Raw genomic sequence first — 22,886 nt, forward strand, 5'->3', positions numbered from 1 at the left:
TTTGAAAAGCTGACAAAAAAAGCTGCACAGAATTTCTGTGCGTATCTCAACAAACACCGAGAACGAATCGTTAATTACCACTATTACCAGTCACAGAATATCTGTTCGATTGGTTCTGGGGCAGTGGAATCAGCCATCAAACAAATTGGTCGTCGCATAAAAATTTCTGGCGCACAGTGGAATCCGCGAAATGTCCCGCAAGTTTTGGCACATCGAGTAGCTTACTTAAATGGAATGATTGGTGTCAATCCCCATGCAGCAACTTAAATAATCGCAAGTATAAATACTGATTACATAACTGTTATGCTCCCGTTAGTTCTTGCAGAACTGCCTCCTTACGATCCTGAAAATGTTGAGCAGCGAGTTCAATCCGCAATTCTAAAATTTAGACGTTCTCGCTCATCTCTAGATGGAAAGCGTGATGCAGTTCGAGACTTAGCTGATGTTCTTGAGTTTCTGGAGCCTCAAATTAAGGGAGTAGTATTAAAGAAAGACGAGAGCAACTTATTTCAGATAGCTAATCAATTTGGAATACGACACCACAAGGACGCTCAACAGCAGGATTATGACAAAGCCATTTTTTATAGTTGGATTTTCTATTACTATCTGGCATCGATACACGCTTGGGTAAAGCTAATTAAAAAGGCTAAAAGCCAGTCACCATAAGCGATAGGGGTAACAGTTTATGGCAGCGGACGAGCAAAAACCACTGGTGATGAATTCGAGGTTATTTGTCGCCGCTTCATTTTACGGCTGATTGTCTCAATCCGTTATGACATCGGCATTATTTTTATCCGCTTTATAGGCACTCATGCCGAGTATGACAAGGTAGATGCAGAAACAATCTAAACACAAATTGATATATGGAAATACGTCCAATTAGAACCCAAACTGACTATCAGGATGCCCTTCGAGAGATTGAGTTGCTGTTTAATGCAGCTTCTAATACACCTGAGTCCGATCGCCTAGATGTGCTCAGTACCCTAGTAGAAGCTTACGAGAAGGCACACTTTCCGATCGCAATACCCGATCCCATTGCAGCCATTCAATACTACATGGAGGCTCGCGGATGGTCTGGTAGCGATTTGGAACAATGTATTGGCAGTCGAGTTAAAGTTTCTGAGATATTATCTCGCAAACGCTCCTTGACTCTGGAAATGATTCGGAAGCTGAATCAAGAGTTAGGAATTCCCGCTGAGATTCTCATCCAGCCCTATGAGTCGCTACAAACCTCCGCCTAACAATAGAACACCATATTTTGGTTGGTTGGTAATTTTCCATTGCACAGAAAATGCACCCCAACTGTCACAAAGCCGGATTTTGGATAAAAGATTAACTATCTTGAATTGTCGGAGACATTGCCATATTTTGTGCTTGTTGCTGCATAAATTCAATGTCCGATCGCGACCAAGTGCGGGGCCCGCTGCACTGATGAGCAATTAACAGCCCCCACAGTCCTTTGTTCGTTAAAATTGGCACGACTAAATTGGCGCGAACTTTCAGGCTACGCAGAAAATCTCGGTGGCATGGGTTAATTGCTTCTACTTCAATATCTGCAATTGCTTTAACTCTGCCGGCTTCGTACAAAGCAGCGTATTCGCCATTAAAACAATCATCTGGCCCCGTTGAACCCAAGATTGAGAGTTCGATCGCACTCAACATCTCGTAAGTCACTCGACCTTGCCACTGTCTGTAAAAATAGTACAGTAAGGCGCGATCGCTCTGCAAAATTTCTCGAATGTCGTAGAGGGATTTTTCAACTAATACATCGCGCCTTAGACGATCTGTTAAGCGGTTAACAATGTTTTGCAGGCGATCGCCCGACATAGTATTAACTCCTTTAATTCCTAGTACACTCGCCCGATCTTAATTATTGAACTGGCGCTATCAACAAAACTCAATTTCTTGCGCTTCTAGATTTTCGCGCGGTCGAAAATGAGTAATTTTTGGCTTAACAGTTGTCTGGATGCCAGCAACATTATACTATTATTTTGACAGAGATAGCAATCTTTTTGGGAAACGGGCGATCGCGTCGGCCCCAGCAAGCTACAGCTTTTTTTGCCCGAAGAACCACCGGCGGGACGCCTGTTCCACAAATGAAGAGAAAAGGAAGAGTTTACAAGTGCTGGGAGAATTGCTAGATATGCCTAAAGTTGGTTCCTCTTAAAGAGAGGAACTGCTAGGAGATCTCGATAGCTAGAGGAAGCATCAAATATGTCTGTGCTACAAGCTGCTTGGAAACACGAATTTATCGCTACGAACGGCATTAAACTGCACTATGTCACTCAAGGTTCTGGGCCGCTGATGCTGATGCTGCATGGATTTCCTGAATTTTGGTATTCTTGGCGACATCAAATCCCGGAATTTGCATCAGATTATAAAGTCGTCGCTGTAGATCTCAGGGGTTACAACGACAGCGACAAACCTCACGATCGATCTGCTTACGTGATGACCGAATTTGTGCAAGATGTCAAGGGCATTATTCAGGGTTTGGGATACGAAAGTTGCGTATTAGTTGGTCACGACTGGGGAGGTGCGATCTGCTCACCTGAGTTTAGGGTGTAAAATAGATCAATCAATACAATTAATGTGATGAGCTTTCATTTAGATTATTTATTAGACTTGCCGGGAGTCCAGGTTGAAACTTGTACTCAAATTGAGGGACAAATTTACTTTCAACGCTCGTTTTGTAGCGTCAGGAATCATTTGTCCTCACTGTAATAATTATACAGAAGAACTCCATCAGAATCGATCTATGTTAGCCAGAGATTTGTCAGTTTTCGGTCGTTCTGTGTATTTACAAGTGCCTCGTCTGCAGTTTTACTGCCATACTTGTCAACGTTACAGTACAGAAAAATTAGAATTTTTGGAAAAAAAAAGACGACATACTCAACGATACGAACAAAATATTTATGCACGTGTTCAAAAGTCGAGCATATCACAAATTGGGCGAGAAGAAGGATTGAGTTATGACGAAATTAAAAGTATTTTTACTCATGTCCATTCCTCTCAACAAAAAACTGTTGGGATTCAGCACTCGCGAGTGAGTATAGATGAGATAAGTATGAGAAAAGTCAAAGGAAGTTTAGTAACTGTTGTTAGTGACATAGATGGGGGTAATTTGATTGACTCTCACCGTCAACCAGACATATTTGAAGCCCGTATAAAACAACCGTTTTAGGTTCGAGAACAAGTTGAGCAAGTGAGTATTGATATGTGGGGAGGAGTTCCAAAACTTATAGAACAACTATTCCCAAATGCCAAAATTGTCATCGACTGTTTTCACGTGATGAAAGCAGTTAATAAAGACTTGAATAAGTTGCGTCGAGCAGTAGGAATTTCAGATATAGGCAGCAAATACTTATTTTTTAGTAATCGAAGCAACCTTAATGTCGAGCAAATTCAAAGGTTGGCTGTTACCTTAAAAAAATCAGAATGGTTAAGAATTGCCTATGAGATGAAAGAAGAGTTTCGGGAAATATACGAAACCCATATGACCGTCAATCGATTTTAGATTTTAGATTTTAGATTTTAGAGGCGACCCCACGGATAAATGCTCTTTCTTGAGGATTTTCGATTTGAGATTTGGGATTGATTCCACGGATAAATCACGTGGCGGGTACCACCTTTGAAATTCGTGGTCAAAATAGCCCCGGTAAAGTTTAAGGATTGGCTGAATCATGCACAGATATTCTTTAAATAATCTACCGGGACAATTGTTAATCATTTGGAGGGAATTTGTAACTACTTTGTTAATCGTACAACAAGTGGAGTCATGTCAGGGATAAACAATCGAGTCAAGTTGATTATGGGACGGTAGTCCTGCATAGCAATGAAAACCCCTGGTTTTAATTGATAGATAAACTGGCGTTATACTCATGAATAAAATACCAAATATCCCCACTCTGATTAGATATTTTTTTGGAGAATGAAAGAATTTTTTCACCAATAGAGAGATTGTTTGTCTCATCGTATTATTAAATTTTTCTATAGAGTTTGTCAGACCAGTCTCCTTTCCTACGGCCTTGTGTCTTTTTTGAGGAAAAACTGTGACCTAGGCGCTCCAAAAGTCTGTATAACTTACGGCACATTGACTCTGGAACAGGTCGCACGTGAATCTCATAATCCTTGAGCGCCAGCTTGATCTCTTTTGCCAATATACACTCCTACAATTTATGAAAGTTGATACATCAATTGCCAGCTCTTTCCACTGCTTGTTATCCTTATTGCCTACAAATGACCACATTTCATCACATTGAATTGTGAGCTTCCCTTTCTTTTTTGACTTCACTTCTACTTCTCTTTTAACAGCTCCTAATTTTTGATTAACATAGTATTGCAACCACCGTTGCGAAACCCCAGTCGCCATCACAATCCCAGCCAGAGATATCTTTTATAATAAAAGTCTATATATCAACTCTTTTGTTGCTGATGAAATCGGTTGATGTCTGGGAGTCATGACGAATTTTTTTCCACAATATCGACATTTAAAATTTTGCTTCTGAGAGCGAGTGCAACCATTTTTCAATATGTATTCAGAGTTACACTTGGGACAGTTCATAAGCTAAAATTTAAGGTAGGTTAAAAAAAGAATAAAATTATAACACATTTTCCTTGCTATGCAGGACTAGCTATGCGACAAGGATATGGCTTTTTTAACGCAAGAAAATTTTCGAGAGCGCGTATTAGCTTGTTTTTCTGATTAGGTAAAAATATCACCGTAAGTCCTAGAGATCCGCGCGATCGCCTGGAATTTTGCTTATGCTTATCCCCAAATGGTGGATAAATTAATTGTGATGAATGTACCGCATCCGGCCAAGTTTGCTGAAGGGCTATACATAGGTTTACATAGGTCTTATGGAGCGGGTAGGATAAAAGTATGGCAACAATCGACATCCTAGGGGTTCGGCACGCTTACGATTTGACGGCTCCGACTGCAACTTCCCCGGTTCTGGTATTTGTCCACGGCTGGCTCTTAAGCCGCCACTACTGGCAACCTTTGACCGATCGCTTGGCATCAAACTATCAGTGCCTTACCTACGATTTGCGGGGGTTTGGCGATTCTCAATCGGACTCCGGCGACGATCGCCTATGTTCCGAACCGCTAAATTCCTGCTACACTCCCGTAGCTTACGCTCGCGATTTGGAAATTTTACTCGAAAAACTCGATATATCTTCTGCTTGGCTGGTGGGACACTCTCTGGGCGGTACGATCGCTCTCTGGGGAGCCAGCAAATTCTCCGATCGCATTAAAGGCGTGGTCTGCATCAATGCAGGGGGCGGCATCTATCTTAAGGAAGAATTCGAGCGGTTTCGAGCGGTCGGCAAGCAGCTAGTGACCATGCGCCCCGGCTGGCTGCCTCGCTTGCCCTTAGCAGATTACGTGTTTGCCCGCGATTCTGTAGCCCGCTCGATCGGCAGAGCTTGGGGACGGCAGCGCTTAATAGATTTCGTGGGAGCTCATCCAGAGGCAGCTTTGGGGGCTTTATTGGACTCCACCACAGAAGCCGAGATTCACCTATTGCCACAAATTGTGTCCCAACTCAAGCAGCCTGTTTATTTTATTGCCGGTAGTAAAGACAAAATTATGGAACCAAAATACGTGCTGCATTTGGCTAGCTTTCACTGGATGTTCCAAGGTTGTGGCGAGAATGTCCTTCAGCTTCCCGATTGTGGCCATTTGGCAATGGTGGAACAGCCGGATGCAGTGGCTAGTTATCTGCAAAATATTCTGAAAGAACATGATTAGAGGGCATGGGGCATGGGGCATGGGGCATGGGGCATGGGGCATGGGGCATGGGGCATGGGGCATGGGGCGTTAGAACTTACAAATAACCAATAACCAATAACCAATAACCAATAACAACTGACTTCTTCCTTAACCTAAAATCTGTTATGTTTAAAGAGGTAAGTCTGCCCGATCGCCCTTTTGGTACAGACGTTTCGATTAATATAGCGACTTTCAACTCTAAATTCTAATTCTGCTTAAATATCTGTGCGCGTTAACCTCACCGATCGGCAACAACACATCCTTTGGGCAACGGTTCGCCACTACATAGCAACAGCGGAACCCGTTGGCTCAAAAGCTTTGGCTGACGAATTCAACCTCAGCGTCAGCCCAGCTACAATTCGCAATGCGATGGGGACTCTTGAAAAAGCTGGACTGCTTTATCAGCCCCACACTTCGGCAGGACGAGTCCCCTCTGACTCCGGCTACCGAATTTATGTAGACCAGTTGATTCAGCCATCTGATACGCTCGCCCGCAAGGTGGAACAGGTACTAGACCAACTCAATTGGTCGGATGGTCGCATGGACGCGGCACTCCGCGGCGCTGCTCAAATCCTGGCAACTATCAGCGGTTACATAGCAATGATCACCATTCCGCAAACCAATATGGCTTGCTTGCGCCACTTGCAACTGGTGCAGCTAGAGCCGGGAAAGGTGATGCTGATCGTGGTGACGGATGCTTACGAAACTCAGTCGGTTTTGGTGCAGTTGCCGAGGGACGCAAATGGTAACACGCCTGATGTCGAAATCGTCGATCGCCAGTTGCAGATTTTGTCGAATTTTTTGAACAGCAAGTTGCGGGGACGATCGCTTTCGGAACTCTCGGCTGTAGACTGGAGCGAGTTAGACCGGGACTTTGAGCTGTACGCTGAGTGGATGGGAACCATGTTGACTGCTTTGAGCAGCCGCCAAAGCAATCCAACCTACACGCGGATTCTGATCGGCGGTTTGGCAGAAGCGCTGCGCTTGCCTGAGTTTTCGCAGTTGCAGCAAGTTCAAACCCTGGTGCAATTGCTCGAACAAGAGCAGGAACTGCTTTGGCCTTTGATTTTTGAATCGCCTGAGTTAGACACCCCCGGCAAGCGGGTAACGGTGCGTATTGGTTCGGAAAATTCTTTAGAACCAATTCGTGGCTGTACTCTGATTTCTTCGACTTACCGCCGGGGATCGGTGCCGGTGGGTAGTGTTGGGGTTTTGGGGCCGACGCGGATGGTTTACGAAAATGCGATCGCGGTTGTGGAAGCTGCGGCCGATTATTTGTCAGAAGCTATTGGCGGAAATCGAGTTAGTTTTCCTGATGCCGATCGAGGGCGATCGGATAATCCGTTGTTAGATGCACCCTAATTTGATAGCCCCAAGCTTAACTGGCTTGGGGTTTTATTGTCTGTGGATGTACTCGCAACCTTTAAAAACCGGGTTTGGTGACAAAAAAACTAGGCTTTTATACTCTTTTTGGGGCAACAAACTAAAGCTTGGCGGTTGACAAGAGAGTTTCGTAAACAACCCGGTTTCTGCGTCCATGAGCGGCTCGGAAAGTGGCAGGAGTGGCGGGCGATCGACTTTCCAGCGATCGCGAGAAAGAGATGGCGATGGTGAGCGATCGCGCATTTACAGAAGGTGGCGGCGGAGCGTTAGTCGAACGGCGGGTTTAGCAGCCCAAATGACGAGTTTTGTTGCCAACCGGGTGAGCTGCTAAACCCGCTCTAGGGATAGCGGCTACGACCAATGAATAGATGAGGCGCTTACCCCAGGAGCGTCGATTCCCAAGGCAGCGGAATGTCAAAATATTAAGACATTTTAGAGAGTTCGTCAAAAACAACTAAAAAAGATTAGTGTTGATATGAAAGCAATATTTCTTTTGGGAATAGCCCGGGTTAGACAATTGCAAATAACTTGCAGTGCATTTGGCTTGATTGCCACTCCAAAAAAAATTTAACCGCTGAGTTAAGATCGAAACGAAATTTAGGGAATTTTCTTTTAGCATTCAATGAAATCGACTGATAAAACTAAGAATACCTTTGCGATAACAACGCCTCTGTATTATGTAAACGATTTACCTCACGTTGGCAGCGCTTATACGACTATGGCTGCGGATGCCCTAGCCCGATTTGAGCGGCTGCGGGGCAAATCTGTTTTGCTGGTGACGGGGACGGACGAACACGGGCAGAAAATTCAGCGGACAGCCGAGAGTTTGGGACGATCGCCCCAAGCTCACTGCGATTCAGTGGTTCCGGCGTTTGAGGCGCTGTGGGAGCAACTCTCTATCCAGTACGATCGCTTCATCCGCACAACTTCGCGGCGCCACGAGTACATTGTCAAAGAATTTTTCCAGCGCGTCTGGAACTCCGGCGACATCTACTTGAACCAGCAACAAGGCTGGTACTGCGTCTCCTGTGAAGAATTTAAGGATGAACGGGAATTGTTGCCGGGAAATCGGTGTTCTGTCCACACCAGCAAGGAAGTTGAGTGGCGCGACGAAGAAAATTACTTTTTCCGTCTGTCGCGGTATCAAGACCAACTGCTAGCCTTGTACGCAGAACGTCCAGACTTCATCGCGCCGGAAAGCCGCCGCAACGAAGTGCTCAGTTTCGTCAACTCTGGACTGCAAGACTTTTCCATTTCTAGAGTGAATCTCGCATGGGGTCTGCCAATGCCAATTGACCCCAGTCACAGCATCTACGTCTGGTTTGACGCTTTGCTGGGATACGTCACCGCCTTGCTAGATCCGGACAGCGACCCGATTTTGGAGAATGCTTTATCTAAATGGTGGCCGGTTGACTTGCACTTGATCGGCAAAGATATTCTTCGCTTCCACGCAGTTTACTGGCCGGCAATGCTGATGTCAGCGAATCTACTGGTGCCGGGTCGCGTTTTCGCACACGGGTTTTTGACCAAAGACGGCAAAAAAATGGGGAAAACGGAGGGTAATACTTTAAACCCTGTCGAATTGGTCAACAAATACGGTGCTGATGCAGTACGTTACTATTTCCTCAAAGAAATTGAGTTCGGAGAGGACGGCGATTTTAACGAAACTCGGTTTATCAATATATTGAATGCTGAGCTAGCAAATGATTTGGGAAATTTGCTTAACCGCACGTTAAACATGGCTCGCAAATATTGCGGTGCCTGCGTACCAAATGTGTTGGGAGAAAACATTGAGGGCGACAACCTTCTCAAGGCTATGAGCCTGGATTTGGGCGATCGAGTAGCGGGTTTTTACGAAGAGTTGGCTTTTAGCAAGGCTTGCGAAGCCGTGCTTGCATTAGTGCGAGCCGGGAACAAGTTTATTGACGTGCAAGCACCTTGGAGTTTGTACAAGCAGGGACAGATCGAAAGTGTCGAACAGGTGCTATATTCTGTTCTGGAATCTGTTAGACTAGCATCTTACCTTTTGTCGCCGATTATTCCCAATATCAGCAACGCTATCTATCAACAGCTAGGTTTTTCAATTGACTTTAACGATCGAGTTACAGTTAACAGTTTAGCGAATTTTGCAGCTCATGCTGCCTGGGGCGCTTTGCCGGCAAACCAAACTCTGGGGGAACCCCAACCTGTTTTTAAGCGGATCGAGCTGCTGTAAACAGTACCTTCATAGTTGGCAGCCACCGCTCTGGGTGTTATGACAGACTACGAATTAGCAGTTATTTCCTTACCAATCTTTCATAAAAATTGAGGCATAACAATCATGTTGAATAGAATAGAAAGCAACGACCTTTTTACGCCGGAACAGGTTCTAGAAAATCGGGGTAGAGTGGCAATTTTTATTGACGGTTCTAACCTTTTTTACGCGGCTTTGCAGTTAGGAATTGAGATTGATTACACTAAGCTGCTGTGCCGTTTAACTGCGGGATCGCGGCTGCTGCGCTCTTTCTTCTACACGGGTGTCGATCGCACTAACGAGAAACAGCAGGGGTTTTTGCTGTGGATGCGCCGCAACGGCTACCGGGTGATTTCTAAGGATTTGGTACAGTTGCCAGATGGTTCTAAGAAGGCGAATTTAGATGTAGAAATCGCTGTGGATATGATGGCTTTAGTGGGGTCTTACGACACGGCGGTTCTGGTCAGCGGTGACGGCGATTTGGCTTATGCTGTAGACGCTGTGAGCTATCGCGGTGTGCGGGTTGAGGTGGTGAGTTTGCGATCGATGACGAGCGACAGTTTGATTAATGTAGCCGATCGCTATATCGATTTGGAAATGATTAAGGACGACATCCAAAAAACATCGCGCCCTAATTATGCTTACCGCCCTTTGTCGGGTCTGAGCTTGATGGAGGAACACGACGACAGATAGGGATTTGGTAATGGGTAATGGGTAACGGGTAATGGGTGATGGTTAATGGGTTGAATCCTTGAGAATTAAAAGTTAAAAATTTAGACCAAACATGACACATTTTTAATTTTTGATTAAGTGTTTTTCAAGAGCCAATTATTAATTACCAATTACCAATTACCAATTCCCAATAACCAATGATTCATCTAAAATCCCAAATTCCCAATATGAAATCCTCAAAAATAGTGCTACTATTTTTACCAGCACTGATTTTGGGGATTGATGCTTGTGCGGTTCCGCAAGAAACTCAAAAGAACAAATTAGCGGAGGATCTCAAAACCGCTCAACAGTCAAACAGCACTTTAACTTTGAACAAAGTAACCCTAGAACAAGCAAACGAAAAGGGCGAGACGTTCTGGAAAGTAAACTCCACAAATGCCGTTTACAGCAAAGACAAAAAGATAGTTAACGTTCAGAAACCAGTGGGCAAATTGTTTCAGGACGGCAAAGAAATTTACGACATTCAGGGAGAAACCGGGCAGGTATTTCAGGAAGGAAATCAGGTTTTTCTCAAAGGTAACATCGTTGCTAAAGACCTGAAAAATGGAGTGGTATTGCGGGGAAATGAATTGGAGTGGCGGCCGAAGGAAGATGTTTTAGTTGTCCGCAATAATTTGACCGGAGAGAACAAACAGGTGACGGCTTCAGCGAAGGAAGCGCGGGTTTTCAGTAGGGCTAAGAGGATGGAGTTATTCGGTTCTGTGGTGGCGAATGTTAAAGATCCGGTTTTGCAATTGCGAACCGAGCACTTAGTGTGGTTTGTGGATCAACAAAAGGTAAACAGCGCCAAACCGACTCAAATTGACAGATACAAAGATAAAATAGTCACAGACAGCGGTTTTGCCGACCAAGTAGATGTAGACTTAAAAACCAAGATTGCGACGCTGACAAAAAACGCTCAGTTGATGCCATCAGACCCGCCGCTGCAAATAGAAAGCAGTTTGATGAGTTGGAATTTTCCGGCGCAATCTGTGATATCGCCCGGGCCTGTGAAGGTTTTTCACCGCGTGGAAAAGGTGACGATGACTGGGGATACGGGGCGGGGAGATTTAGAGAAAAAAGTTTTTTATTTGACGGGAAATGTGGTAGGAATTGGGGAAAAACGTCAAGCTCAATTAAATACCGATCGCGTAACGTGGTATTTAACTAATCAGACTTTTGATGCAGAAGGAAATGTGGTATATCGGCAGTTAAATCCGGTGTTTAATTTGACTGGGCCGAGGGCGGCGGGAGAGCTTAAAAATCAAACTGTGATTGTCAAAGGCGACGGTGGCGGTGGCCAAGTAGTTACGGAATTTGTACCGGATGAGTACAAGGGAACTTTGGGACAGTAGATGGTATTGCGATCGCAGATGTTGGCAGATGAGCGCAGAGGAACGCAGATATAATTAAGATTGAATTGAGTAAGGAGGGGTTGGGATGACGACAACTTTAGAAACAACTTTAGAAAGGCTTGATGAACCTATCTTAATTGACAGATTAAGTTGGAGAGAGTTTAAGGGTGTTGAACTGCTTCTCTCGTGTCCGGGCGTGCGGCTTTCGTTTTGAGATGGGGTGTGGGAGATTAGACCTATGCCTGGAAGAAAAAACGAAACTGCCAAACAGCGGATTTCAACGCTATCTAGCTCAGCGCCCTACGTTTCCGTAGATCGCCCATGCAGTCAAATCTTTTTCTGTTTCGCATCTGATTCTACCTGAACTCATGGCACTGTTGAGTTTAGGGTTTATTTAGCTACTATGCACGATCGACTATTAAGTTATTGTGCATCTAGGTTGCCATTTCCTCTATTTGAGAATCCTTGTGGGACGGGCCAGAGAGCCCCTTGAAAAAAAAGCGCAATTTAGCTGGCGTAAGCTTAAGAGTTACGCATAGAACCCCCAAACCCTTTTTCCAAGAGGGCTTTCAAGTTCCCCCTTTTTTAGGGCAGCACGGGGAAGCTAGGTTTCAGACCCTATAGTTCGTAAGTCCTGACTATAATTGTATGCTTAGATCAATTAGTATTGAGGTCAAGAGCTACAAGTCAATGAAGGTGTACTCAATATCCATGAAATCTGGAGGTAGGCTTACACTGCAACCCCAAGCAAAATATAGCATTTGACATTTATGGAGATTTCGTCTCAAATGGGGGATCGGTTTTTTTTCATAAATTTGCCAACTGTATCAGTATTAGCCGCTCATTTGGACCCGGTTATTCAACAATAAGATATCATTAAACGAATTGGCGTTCAAGAGAGACGGAATCAATAATTTCCCTAGAGCTGACTTTAAATGACCAAGGGTGAGCGACTGTTGTTATTGAAATAATCCAAATACTAAAATGACCACGAATTTCAAAGGTGGTACCCGCCACGTGATTTATCCGTGGAATCAATCCAAAATCTAAAATCGAAAATCCTCAAGCCCCCGCATTTATCCGTGGGGTCGCCTCTAAAATCTAAAATCTAAAATCTAAAATCGATTGACTCCGCCATGACACTAATCGCAAGTGAGAATGAACTTGCAAAAAGCCCTCAAAAAATCCCGCTGCGCCTCGTCTTAGTCGTACCATTCGTCCTGCAAATCTTTGCTGCTGTGGGGCTGACAGGTTGGCTCTCGCTACGCAACGGCAAAACTGCCGTCAACAATGTTACTAGCCAATTACGAACGGAGGTAGTCGCCCGCATCAATCAACAATTAAACACTTACTTGGAAACGCCCCATTTGATCAATGCCATCAGCGTCGATGCCATTGGCCGCTTTGGGTTGTGGAATCCAGACAATATGGGTTCTATGAGAAGCTACTTCTACTGGCAGCTCAAGCAATTTTCCACTGTTAGTTACATCAGTTTTGGAGGGGAAAAAAAAGAATACGCGGGTGCTGGATATAAGGATGATGGCAGTGTGGTTATTGAAATAACCGATCGATCTACTAATTTTCTCAATACGATCGTCAAGGTAGATAGAGAGGGCAACCCGACTCAGTTTAAGGAGACCCACCCAGACTACGATCCCCGCATTCGACCCTGGTATAAAGCCGCAAAAGTTGCCGGCAAACCCCAGTGGAATAAAATTTATCAATATTTTATTCAACCTAGCCTAGGAATCTCCGCTAGTCAGCCTGTTTACGATAAAAATGGCATTTTTAGAGGAGTTGTAAGTACCGATCTGTTTCTCTCAAAAATCGGCGACTTTCTCCAAACTTTAAAAATTGGTAAATCGGGCAAGACTTTCATCATCGAACGATCGGGCTTGCTAGTGGCTTCTTCCACCGCCGAGAAGCCATTTATCAAGAGCAAAAATCGCAAAAAAACGCAAAGATTAAAAGCGATTGAAAGCAGCGTGCCTTTGATACAGGGAACAGCGCAACATTTAATAGAACGCTTTGGTAACTTTACCGAAATTGACAGCAACCAGCAACTAGACTTCATGCTAGATGGTCAGCGGGAATTCGTGCAAGTATCCCCATTCCAAGATGGTCGAGGCCTTAATTGGCTGATTGTTGTAGTCGTTCCAGAAGCCGACTTTATGGAACAGATTAATGCCAATACCCGCAGCACTATCCTACTTTGCGTTTTAGCGTTAGTGCTAGCGACGTTGTTAGGAATCCTCGCCTCCCGCTGGATTACCCATCCTATTTTTCTTTTGAGTAAAGCGAGTAGAGCGATCGCTAGTGGTCAATTAAACCAAAAAGTAGACGTAAATGGGATAAATGAACTGGGAGTTCTCGCTCAATCTTTTAACCAAATGGCACAGCAATTGCGCGAGTCTTTTGCTGCTTTAGAAAAGACCAACTCAGAGCTAGAAAATCGAGTAGAAGAACGAACAAGTGAGCTAAAAGAGGCAAAAATTGCCGCTGATACTGCTAACCATGCCAAGAGCGAATTCCTCGCCAACATGAGCCATGAACTCCGCACACCCTTGAACGGAATTCTAGGATACTCTCAAATTATGGAACGCGATAAAACTACCACTCCTAAACAAAAAGATGCTATCCACATTATTCACCAGTGTGGTTCGCACTTACTCACTCTTATTAACGATATTTTAGATATTTCTAAAATTGAAGCCAGTAAAATGGATCTTGACTGTTCAGCTTTTAATTTTCCTTCTTTTCTGATGGGCGTTGTGGAAATGTGTCGCATTCGAGCTGAACAAAAAGAAATTACATTTAGTTATCAAGTATTAAATCAACTTCCTAATGCTGTAAATGCTGATGAAAAACGACTGCGCCAAGTTTTAATTAACCTTTTGGGCAATGCTATTAAATTTACAGAAAAAGGAGGTGTTATTTTTAAGGTAGGCGTAATAGGTACGGGGGAAGACTCTGACCAATCACAACTTACTAAAATTCGTTTCCATATCCAAGATACGGGGATTGGAATGGCACCAGAACAGTTAGAAAAAATATTTTTACCGTTTGAACAAGTCGGAAATAGCCAGCAGAAGGCAGAAGGCACTGGGTTGGGATTAGCGATCGCACAGAAAATTGTTCAACTGATGGGAGGCGAAATAAAAGTCGAAAGTATACTCGGTCAAGGTAGCATTTTTTCCTTTGATTTAGAGTTGACTCAATTATCGGAATTTATTACTCAACCTTCGCTAAATACTTCAATAATTAATTTAACTGGTTTTAAAGGAAATAAAAATAAAATTTTGTTAGTAGACGATAGATTTGAAAATCGAGGTTTTCTTAGAAGTTTTTTAGAACCACTCGGTTTTAAAATCATGGAAGCTTGTAATGGACAAGAGGGTTTAAATAAAGCCATTGATTTTCAACCAGATCTGATTATTACAGACTTAGTGATGCCAGTAATGGATGGATTTGAAATGTCGCGGCGCTTCCGAAAGTCATCAGACTTTAAGGATGTAATATTGATAGCATCCAGCGCCAGCGTGTTTGAATTTGATCGGCAAAATAGCCAAGAAGCAGGTTGTAACGAGTTCCTGTCAAAGCCTATCCAAGTAGAAGAATTGCTAGAAGTATTAAAAAAATACTTACAAATAGAATGGATTTACGACCAATCTGCGGATTTGGCGATCGCACAGCCGGAAGGTTTCACTGATTTATTAAACGTTCAGAGTGGTGAGCTTGTGATACCGCCATCAACAGAGCTGGTAGCGCTGTTTAATGCAGCTCGGATCGGCGATATTGAAGTGGTTGAGCAGGAAGCCGATAGACTCAAGCAGATAGACGGCAACTATCTACCCTTTGCTAATAAAATCTTGCAATTTGCCAAAAATTTTGAAGAAAAAGAACTACTAGCTTTTGTAAAAAAACATTTGGGGGAATAAAATGCTCAACCAAAAAGACAATGTAATTTTAATTGTTGACGATAACCCGAATAACCTAAAACTTTTGTTCGATTTTTTGAAGGAGTCAGGCTTTAAGGTTTTAGTAGCTAAGGATGGGGAAAGTGCTATTGAGAAGTTACAAGAAGTTTCGCCAAATATCATATTGTTAGATGTGATGATGCCGGGGATAGATGGCTTTGAAACCTGCTACCGCTTAAAAGCATCGGTGGCAACGAAAGATATCCCTGTGATTTTTATGACAGCTCTTACCGATCGCGTGGATAAGGTTAAAGGTTTGTCAATGGGGGCAGTAGATTATATCACCAAACCCTTTCAGCAAGAGGAAGTCCTAGCCCGCGTGCAACTACACCTGAGACTGCGAAATTTGACCAAGACGCTGGAAGAGCAAAATGTGCTTCTCAAACAGGAAATTGAAGCGCGAAAAGAGGCGGAAGCGGCCTTGCAGAAACTCACTTCTGAGTTAGAGGAACGGGTGGCTTCTCAAACGGCTGAACTTAGACAAGCCTGCAACGAGCTTCAACAGGCTCAAGTTCAGTTGTTGGAAAGAGAAGAAAAATTAGGACATGATGCTTTTCACGACGCGCTAACGGAGTTGCCTAACCGCGCTTGGTTTATGAATCGGCTGCAACAGGCGATCGACTTGTCGTACAGACGTGAAGATTATCTATATGGGGTGCTATTTATTGATCTAGATCGCTTTAAAGTAGTCAATGATAGCCTCGGACATTTGGTTGGGGATCAATTACTAAAAACCATTGCTCGTCAACTGCAAGTTTGTTTACGCCATACAGATGCAGTTGCGCGGTTTGGAGGAGATGAATTTGTGATATTGCTGGAAGATATTAAAGATATTGATGAACCAAGCAGGGTTGCTGAACGCATCCAAAATCAATTAAGGAAGCCGTTTAATTTGAATGATTATGAAGTATTTACTGATATCAGCATTGGAATTATCGTTAGCACAATGGGTTACGATCGCCCAGAAGACGTACTCAGAGATGCGGATATCGCAATGTATTATGCTAAAGCTCAAGGCAGAGGGCGTTACGAAGTTTTCGATCCAGCGATGCAAACTGTGGCGATGACGCGCTTGCAGTTGGAAAACGACTTGAGAAGGGCGATGGCGCTACAAGAATTTTGCGTTCACTACCAGCCAATTGTCTCCCTTTCTACGGGGCAACTGAGTGGCTTTGAAGCTTTGGTGCGCTGGCATCACCCATCTGGCATCATCTACCCGCCTGCTGAGTTTATCCCTGTGGCTGAAGAAACTGGTTTGATCAATGAATTGGGGTGGTTTGTTTTGCAGGAAGCTTGTCACCAGATTAGTATTTGGCAGCAACAGTTTCCCCAAACACCTCCCTTGGCGATTAATGTCAATCTTTCCCCCGTACAGCTCAAGCAAGCAAACCTACTCAATCGAATTGAGGAGATTTTGCAGCAGACTGGCTTTCCAAGCTACCGTCTCAAACTAGAGATTACTGAAAGTTGCATTTTGGAAACAGTATCCAGGGAAGAAAAGATGTTGAAGCAGCTAAAAGCTCTAGGCATTCTGTTGTGTATCGATGACTTTGGCACGGGCTACTCTTCTTTAAGCCGCTTACACGAGTTTCCCATTGATACCTTAAAGATTGACCGCTCTTTTGTGAGCCGCATTGGGTTAGACAACAGCGGCGTAGAAATTATCCAGACAATTGTGACGCTGGCTCGCAGCCGAGGTATGGATATTGTGGCAGAAGGGATAGAAACGCCAACACAGCTACAGAAACTGCGAGAGTTGGGGTGTGAGTTGGGACAAGGATATTTATTTTCTAAGCCTGTAGACAGCTTCAAGGCAACCGAACTATTAGGCATAAAAGTAGGGCTAGCAAGCTGGCCTCCCATCTAGTTTGGCTCAATAAATTTTATGAATCTCTTGTGGGACAGGCCCAAAAGCTTACTCTCCTTATACATTTCTCTCTAATCTCAAGTCGGAATTTGCCAATGCTAGGGCCTTGAATTATTCTGGGATGCCCAAGAGGCCGCTCGAATTCGGCACTTCTAGAAATATGGTTTCTGGTTGAGTAAATGTTTGTACCATAGCAATGTCTCCGTAAATTTAACCCCAAACTCGCCTTAAATTCAACACAAATCCTGGCAATACATCCTCTCCGGACAACTCGGTTGGATTAATTAATATTTCTACTTCTGGTTGTTGTCGGTAAATCTCTACGCGCCGATTTTGGGGGTCAATTAACCAGCCCAATCTCGCACCATTGTCAATATATTCTCGCATCTTTGTTTGGAGGGTGGAGAGACTGTCAGATGCCGATCGCAATTCTACTACAAAGTCTGGACACAGGGGAACAAAGCCTTTGCGTTCTTGTGCCGTTAGTGCTTCCCAGCGAGCTCGATTTATCCAAGAAGCGTCCGGTGAACGGCGAGCACCGTTAGGAAGAATGAATCCGGTAGAAGAATCAAATCCTTTTCCTAAATCCTCATTTGCTTCGCACCAGATGCCAAGTTGCGTGCTGATGCTGAGATTGCGATTGCCTGATTCTCCTCCGGTGGGTGGATTCACTATTAATTCTCCTCCTGCAGTTCTTTCTAATCTCAAGTCGGGATTTGCCAATGCTAGGGCCTCGAATTGTTCTGGGGTGACAAAGAGCCCGATCGCGTTTGGCAATTCTATAGAGATGGTTTCTGGTTCAGTAAATATTTGTACCATATTCAATTCCAGTTTTTTTTAGATTGAACTCGGCAACAAGAAAAAGTTAAAGGACTCTCGCACGGGGTGGGGCGGGTTTACGAGATTGTGTGTTTTAGGCAATTATTTTCCGTGAAACCCGCCCCTACAATTTTTTGACAATGGTGCAATATTGTTGATATTTTCTACAGTTGTCCGAAACCTTTTTTTGGCTTATCTTTTTTCTTTTTCTTCTTCTGCTGGGCTCCCATATAGCCACGCGAACCGGGCTGCATTCCGGGGCCACCCATTCCCGGCATTCCCGGCATTCCCGGCAATCCTCCCATTCCTGTAAAGTTGCCTTGACTCATTTGCTGCATCATTGTACGCATTTTCTGGAAATCGCTCACCAGCTTAGTTACGTCGTTTTCAGCGTAGCCTGCGCCTTTGCCGATGCGGCGGCGGCGGGAGGGAGAACTTGCTAAAAGTTCGGGATTGCGGCGTTCTTCCACTGTCATCGAATTAATCATGGCTTCGGTGCGTTTTAGCTGCACTTCTCCCTGCCGCATTTGTTCGTCTGAGAGTTTGTTCATCCCCGGAATCATTTTCATGATGCCGCCGAGGGAACCCATATTTTTGAGCAGTCTCGTTTGCTTGAGAAAGTCGGTAAAGTCAAACTTTGCCGTGAGCATTTTCTCTTGCATTTTTTCGGCATCGGCGATGTCGAATTCTTCTTGCGCTTTTTCTACTAGCGTCAAGACATCGCCCATGCCGAGTATTCTCGATGCCATGCGATCGGGATAAAATGGTTGCAAGGCTTCCACTTTTTCGCCGACGCCGACAAATTTAATCGGCGCGCCGGATATTTGCCGCACGGATAAGGCTGCACCCCCGCGGCTGTCGCCGTCTAATTTGGTTAAGATTGCGCCGGTAATGCCGATTTGTTCGTGAAAGGTGCGGGTTAAATTTGCTGCTTCTTGGCCCGTCATGGCATCAACAACTAACAGCGTTTCGTGGGGTTGTACTGTTTGTTTGATGCGGCCCAATTCTGCCATCATGTCTTGGTCGATTTGCAGGCGGCCTGCTGTATCGACGATGATGGTATCTATGCCGATTTGTTTGCCGTGTTCGATGCCTTGGCGGGCAATTTCTACGGGGTCAATGTCTTTGCCTAATTCAAATACGGGTACGTCGATTTGTTTGCCGAGGGTTAGCAATTGGTCGATCGCGGCTGGTCGATAAATGTCGGTTGCGACTAGCAGTGCGGTACGATTTTGCTTGCGGAGGTGCAGCGCTAGTTTGGCGGTAGCTGTGGTTTTCCCCGTTCCTTGCAAACCGGCCATCAGGATCACTGTGGGCCCGGAGTCGGCGGTGGCGAGGGGTACGTTGGTTTCCCCCATGACGCGCACGAGTTCGTCGTGGACGATTTTAATGAATTGTTGATCGGGACGGACGCCTGAAACGACTTCTGCGCCTTGTGCTTTTGCCGCTACCTCTCCGATAAAGTTTTTGACGACTTGGAGGTTGACATCGGCTTCCAGGAGGGCGCGGCGGACTTCTTTGAGCGCGTCTTGGATGTTGGACTCGGAGATTTTATTTTGTCCGCGCAGTTTTTTCCAGGTGGATTCGAGTCGATCGGCAAGGGCTTCAAACATAGGGCATTGTTGGCTAGTCAGTCTTTTTAATTTTAAGGCTAAATGCGGGTGTTTGGATTAATGTTTTGCTAATTTTTGAATAATCCTTTCAGGGCGGGCTCGCGTGCCCACCCCACAAGAAAATTCATATATTGTGGAACAGGCATCTTGCCTGTTCTTAAAACTGCTGCCACAAAATTCATCTATTGTGGAACAGGCATCTTGCCTGTTCCTAAAACTGCTGCCCTAAAATTCATCTATTGTGGAACAGGCATCTTGCCTGTTCCTAAAACTGCTATAAGATGTGAGTTTTTACGTATTCTGCGATCGCCCGTTGGAGTGTGAAGAGGGTTCGATCGCCCTTTTGGACTTTTTCGATTAATAACCTCCGTCTCAAGGATTCGACGGCTTTGAGGAATTCTGAAGGGGATAATTCCAGAAGGGCTGGTTTTTTGGAGATTTCGACTGCTTTGATTTGATTTGCCAACCAGGACATTACTTGTTTTTCGGAGTCTGACAAGCGCTGAAAATGTTGGTGCAATAAATATTCTAAGTCTCCTAAAACTAGGCTATCATAGGATAAAAAATCGGAAATATTGCCGCTAAATAAGTCTTGAATTGCAGCGGCTACTGTATTCAACCACAAGGGATTTCCTCGGTAAATGTCTATCAATTCTGACCATTTTTCAGATTCGGCTAGACCTTTTTCTGTGAATATTTCTCGCGCAGGTTCGCCTAAACCATTGAGTGGCAATGTTTGACAATTTTTCGGGTGGCTTTCTAATGCTGCAATTTCTCTGGGTTTTTCCCAAGTGAGCAAAATTAAGCAACTGTTGTGACATGATTCTGCTATTTGTTTGAAGAAAGTGCCGTAATTTTCATATCCTGGTTGATAGTTTCCTGCTAGTTGTTGGCTGCTGAAAATCGTTTGCACGTCATCGAGTACGATCAGACAGCGATGGGAACGCAAATAGTTGATTAAATATGGTAAATCGGTTTCTTGCTGCTGCGATAGGAATTTAATTAAGTCGGTTTGGAGTGTTTGGAGGGGTGGCGCGTTGCGGAGGCTTCGCCAGATTATACAGTCGAATTCATATTGAAGGTGTTGGATTAGTTGGAGGGCGATCGCACTTTTGCCACTTCCGCTTAATCCTAAGATGCTGATGAGACGGGTGCGATCGCCCAAAATCCATTGTTTGAGGGTGGAAAGTTCGGATGTGCGATCGAAAAATGTCGAGATTTCTGGTGCGTCGCCTAAGTCGATGCGGGGCTGTTTTGCTGTTGGTTCGGGGTTTTGAGGTGTTTTGGGCGATCGGGCTTTTTCAGGACAAATGTTAAGCTTATTATTAACTGTTATACTCTCGCCTGTTATATTTTCAACAATTGCTGATTGATAATTATAAACTATACCCTTTTCTAATACTGCCCTAAAATTGTTTTTAGTAATATTTTTTTTCAATGCCTTAGAAAGTGTTTTCCAAAGTTGTGAACCGACATTTCTGACATGACTTGGACTTGAGTAAACTTCTTGAGCAATTTGCGTGTAAGTTGTGTCTTGTAAAGTTCCCCGCAGAATAGCTTCTTGCACATAATCTAAATGCTTTCCCGTCTTAGCAAAAATTAGCTCATCTGCCAGTGTCAAAACTTCGGCAATATCCATAGATTCGGGAGAAGCTGGAGTTTACGCCATTCATTATACCTGACATTTCGTACAATCGTGACATTTTTGATTTTGTCATCTATCTAAAGTCAGGACTTTTCCTACACAGCTCATCCTTTATATTAATTGATTAAGGTATTAGCAGGATATTTTTATGAAGCGAGTGCGGTGGCTCAGCGGTTTGTTCTCGGCTGGGGTGTTGTCTTTTAGTTTAGCGACTGTTGGTGCACAAGTGGCCCAGGCCCAGCGGCCTATTCCTTTGATTGACCTGCAATGTGTTCAGCGATCGGGTAGCTGGAAGGCTAGCCAAAGAGATATTTCTGTCGGAAGACAAATTTACACCACTGTTTTATATATTCAAAATCGTACCGCTATAACTTGTAGGCTTCCAGGTGGCCCCGCTTCTCTCCGATTGGAGTTTGCGATTCCTGATACCGAAAACTCCCCACCAGCACGAATAGATGTTTATGTTGACGGAAATCAAGTAGCTTCTCGCACTGGCGATCGAGGTCAAGTAAATACAATGATAGTAGATATTAGCAATGGCAAAAGTCTAGCAGTAGAAGTATTTTGTGCTAGAGCCACAAATTGTCAGAGTTTTACTCCCTACTACTTTATGAAAGCTCAAATTGAGCCGGGAGCACGATCTCCAGGGAGTCGATAAATTATGAGTATTAGCCGCCGTCAATTTAATCGGATCGTCATCTGGGGTGGCGCTTCTTTTGCTGCTTCCGCCACATCCGGCATCTTTTTCCCCAAACCTGCCGAAGCTTATTCCCTAGAATTTCCGATTAGTGCCTTATCAGCCGATCGCGTTTTTAACGGTATTCAAAAATATTGTGGAGCACAGCCCATCCCCGGCGTTCTCTCACCAATCGTACAAGGCAATACTAATGTTAGCAGTAAAATAGAACCAGCGGCCGCTAACGCCATTCGCACCGCAGACAAAGAATTTGTTAACCGCAATTTTACTAGCAAAAGAACCGAATTAGCGGTAACTGGCAGCGGTTCTAATTTTGCATCAGATACCAGTCGGCTATGGGGGCGGCAAAGACAGGATCAAGTCGGCCCGAATGTTGGTTTTGGCTTCGTACAAAAGTGGGAAGATCAATATAGCGATGCCAAAATTTCCGGGCCGACAATGTGCGCTATTCATAACGCTCAACAAGTCTTAGCAGATCAAAGATTAACACCTCCAGAAATCGCCGCTTCTGTATTGCCAACGCGATCGCGATTGGATGATTGGGGTTCTTGGGGAGGAGATGCCGATGCGTCTGCTGGGAGAAATCCTGGTGCTGTTTTTGCTCAATACGATACAGCCGCCGGTACGGTGACATCTCGCTATGATTTAGTTGAACCGGGGCCGAGAGGTTTTGGGCGTGTTGAGTATACTATTGAAGCGGAAGATCAGCCTCGGCGGGTGATTTTGGTGACGGTGAGGTTTTAGGGGAATAGTAATATTAATTATCGCGTTTGTTGTCGAGTCCGACGGGGGTTTAAACCCCCGTCTCATAGCGAA

22 protein-coding genes and 2 pseudogenes are annotated in these 22,886 nt (G+C 44.4%); 19 read left to right on the forward strand and 5 right to left on the reverse strand.

Annotated features, from left to right (window positions below; genetic code table 11):
* The 4 genes and pseudogenes from QUB24_RS23020 to QUB24_RS23035 form a co-directional block, all read left to right on the forward strand.
* Window positions 1-267, forward strand: a pseudogene (locus QUB24_RS23020) (ISKra4 family transposase); the annotation flags it as partial.
* A 36-nt stretch (window positions 268-303) separates the two neighbouring features.
* Window positions 304-666: a hypothetical protein gene (locus QUB24_RS23025; protein WP_333155773.1), complete on the forward strand. Its 363-nt coding sequence runs from the start codon at window positions 304-306 to the stop codon at window positions 664-666.
* Window positions 667-756: 90 nt separating this feature from the next.
* Window positions 757-849: a type II toxin-antitoxin system HigB family toxin gene (locus QUB24_RS23030; RefSeq protein ID WP_333155818.1), complete on the forward strand. Its 93-nt coding sequence runs from the start codon at window positions 757-759 to the stop codon at window positions 847-849.
* Between the two features lie 14 nt (window positions 850-863).
* Window positions 864-1,241, forward strand: a complete 378-nt coding sequence (locus QUB24_RS23035; protein ID WP_333155775.1) for a transcriptional regulator — start codon at window positions 864-866, stop codon at window positions 1,239-1,241.
* A gap of 91 nt (window positions 1,242-1,332) precedes the next feature.
* On the opposite strand, the gene QUB24_RS23040 is transcribed toward QUB24_RS23035, so the two are convergent.
* Window positions 1,333-1,827 carry a GAF domain-containing protein gene (locus tag QUB24_RS23040; RefSeq protein WP_333155776.1) on the reverse strand — a complete coding sequence of 165 codons (495 nt, stop codon included), beginning with the start codon at window positions 1,825-1,827 and terminating at the stop codon, window positions 1,333-1,335.
* A gap of 139 nt (window positions 1,828-1,966) precedes the next feature.
* Here QUB24_RS23040 and QUB24_RS23045 point away from each other — a divergent pair, with 139 nt between their 5' ends.
* The 5 genes from QUB24_RS23045 to QUB24_RS23065 all read left to right on the forward strand — a co-directional run bounded on the left by QUB24_RS23045 (window position 1,967) and on the right by QUB24_RS23065 (window position 3,820).
* A complete protein-coding gene (locus tag QUB24_RS23045; protein WP_333155777.1) occupies window positions 1,967-2,167 on the forward strand; it encodes a hypothetical protein in 201 nt (66 codons plus the stop codon).
* A gap of 47 nt (window positions 2,168-2,214) precedes the next feature.
* On the forward strand, window positions 2,215-2,565 hold the full coding sequence (locus QUB24_RS23050; RefSeq protein WP_333155778.1) for an alpha/beta fold hydrolase: 351 nt from the start codon (window positions 2,215-2,217) through the stop codon (window positions 2,563-2,565).
* A 190-nt stretch (window positions 2,566-2,755) separates the two neighbouring features.
* A complete protein-coding gene (locus tag QUB24_RS23055) occupies window positions 2,756-3,181 on the forward strand; it encodes a helix-turn-helix domain-containing protein (protein WP_333155779.1) in 426 nt (141 codons plus the stop codon).
* A 21-nt stretch (window positions 3,182-3,202) separates the two neighbouring features.
* Window positions 3,203-3,514, forward strand: a complete 312-nt coding sequence (locus QUB24_RS23060) for a transposase (protein ID WP_333155781.1) — start codon at window positions 3,203-3,205, stop codon at window positions 3,512-3,514.
* 201 nt (window positions 3,515-3,715) lie between these two features.
* Entirely contained in the window at window positions 3,716-3,820 is a 105-nt protein-coding gene (locus QUB24_RS23065; protein WP_333155820.1) for a transposase, read from the forward strand.
* A gap of 28 nt (window positions 3,821-3,848) precedes the next feature.
* Here the strand turns inward: QUB24_RS23065 and QUB24_RS23070 are convergent.
* Window positions 3,849-4,561: pseudogene (locus QUB24_RS23070) on the reverse strand (IS1 family transposase).
* A gap of 318 nt (window positions 4,562-4,879) precedes the next feature.
* Here QUB24_RS23070 and QUB24_RS23075 point away from each other — a divergent pair.
* The 8 genes from QUB24_RS23075 to QUB24_RS23110 all read left to right on the forward strand — a co-directional run bounded on the left by QUB24_RS23075 (window position 4,880) and on the right by QUB24_RS23110 (window position 17,296).
* On the forward strand, window positions 4,880-5,749 hold the full coding sequence (locus tag QUB24_RS23075; protein ID WP_333155782.1) for an alpha/beta hydrolase: 870 nt from the start codon (window positions 4,880-4,882) through the stop codon (window positions 5,747-5,749).
* Between the two features lie 240 nt (window positions 5,750-5,989).
* Window positions 5,990-7,132 (forward strand): heat-inducible transcriptional repressor HrcA, encoded by a 1,143-nt coding sequence (gene hrcA / locus QUB24_RS23080; protein WP_445300431.1) that lies wholly within the window; start codon window positions 5,990-5,992, stop codon window positions 7,130-7,132.
* 643 nt (window positions 7,133-7,775) lie between these two features.
* Window positions 7,776-9,368 carry a methionine--tRNA ligase gene (gene metG / locus QUB24_RS23085; RefSeq protein WP_333155784.1) on the forward strand — a complete coding sequence of 531 codons (1,593 nt, stop codon included), beginning with the start codon at window positions 7,776-7,778 and terminating at the stop codon, window positions 9,366-9,368.
* A 105-nt stretch (window positions 9,369-9,473) separates the two neighbouring features.
* Window positions 9,474-10,079 (forward strand): LabA-like NYN domain-containing protein, encoded by a 606-nt coding sequence (locus tag QUB24_RS23090; protein ID WP_006631885.1) that lies wholly within the window; start codon window positions 9,474-9,476, stop codon window positions 10,077-10,079.
* 176 nt (window positions 10,080-10,255) lie between these two features.
* Entirely contained in the window at window positions 10,256-11,452 is a 1,197-nt protein-coding gene (gene lptC / locus QUB24_RS23095; RefSeq protein WP_333155785.1) for an LPS export ABC transporter periplasmic protein LptC, read from the forward strand.
* Window positions 11,453-11,537: 85 nt separating this feature from the next.
* Window positions 11,538-11,666 carry a hypothetical protein gene (locus QUB24_RS23100; protein WP_333155786.1) on the forward strand — a complete coding sequence of 43 codons (129 nt, stop codon included), beginning with the start codon at window positions 11,538-11,540 and terminating at the stop codon, window positions 11,664-11,666.
* 922 nt (window positions 11,667-12,588) lie between these two features.
* Complete coding sequence (locus QUB24_RS23105; protein ID WP_333155787.1) at window positions 12,589-15,390, forward strand: ATP-binding protein; 2,802 nt, start codon at window positions 12,589-12,591, stop codon at window positions 15,388-15,390.
* 1 nt (window position 15,391) lies between these two features.
* A complete protein-coding gene (locus QUB24_RS23110) occupies window positions 15,392-17,296 on the forward strand; it encodes an EAL domain-containing protein (RefSeq protein WP_333155789.1) in 1,905 nt (634 codons plus the stop codon).
* A gap of 210 nt (window positions 17,297-17,506) precedes the next feature.
* Here QUB24_RS23110 and QUB24_RS23115 read toward each other — a convergent pair whose 3' ends face one another.
* From QUB24_RS23115 to QUB24_RS23125, 3 genes are all read right to left on the reverse strand, one after another.
* Window positions 17,507-18,115 (reverse strand): Uma2 family endonuclease, encoded by a 609-nt coding sequence (locus QUB24_RS23115; RefSeq protein WP_333155790.1) that lies wholly within the window; start codon window positions 18,113-18,115, stop codon window positions 17,507-17,509.
* A 164-nt stretch (window positions 18,116-18,279) separates the two neighbouring features.
* Window positions 18,280-19,728 (reverse strand): signal recognition particle protein, encoded by a 1,449-nt coding sequence (gene ffh, locus QUB24_RS23120; protein ID WP_333155791.1) that lies wholly within the window; start codon window positions 19,726-19,728, stop codon window positions 18,280-18,282.
* A gap of 274 nt (window positions 19,729-20,002) precedes the next feature.
* Entirely contained in the window at window positions 20,003-21,367 is a 1,365-nt protein-coding gene (locus tag QUB24_RS23125) for an NB-ARC domain-containing protein (protein ID WP_333155792.1), read from the reverse strand.
* 154 nt (window positions 21,368-21,521) lie between these two features.
* Between QUB24_RS23125 and QUB24_RS23130 the strand changes: the two genes are divergently transcribed.
* Both QUB24_RS23130 and QUB24_RS23135 read left to right on the forward strand, forming a co-directional pair.
* Window positions 21,522-22,031, forward strand: a complete 510-nt coding sequence (locus tag QUB24_RS23130; RefSeq protein WP_333155793.1) for a hypothetical protein — start codon at window positions 21,522-21,524, stop codon at window positions 22,029-22,031.
* A 3-nt stretch (window positions 22,032-22,034) separates the two neighbouring features.
* Window positions 22,035-22,814, forward strand: coding sequence for a Tat pathway signal protein (locus QUB24_RS23135; RefSeq protein ID WP_333155794.1), 780 nt, complete (start codon window positions 22,035-22,037; stop codon window positions 22,812-22,814).
* Window positions 22,815-22,886 lie beyond the last annotated feature (72 nt).

Origin of the sequence: Microcoleus sp. B9-D4, from assembly GCF_036705105.1 — a bacterium.
Lineage (GTDB): Bacteria > Cyanobacteriota > Cyanobacteriia > Cyanobacteriales > Microcoleaceae > Microcoleus.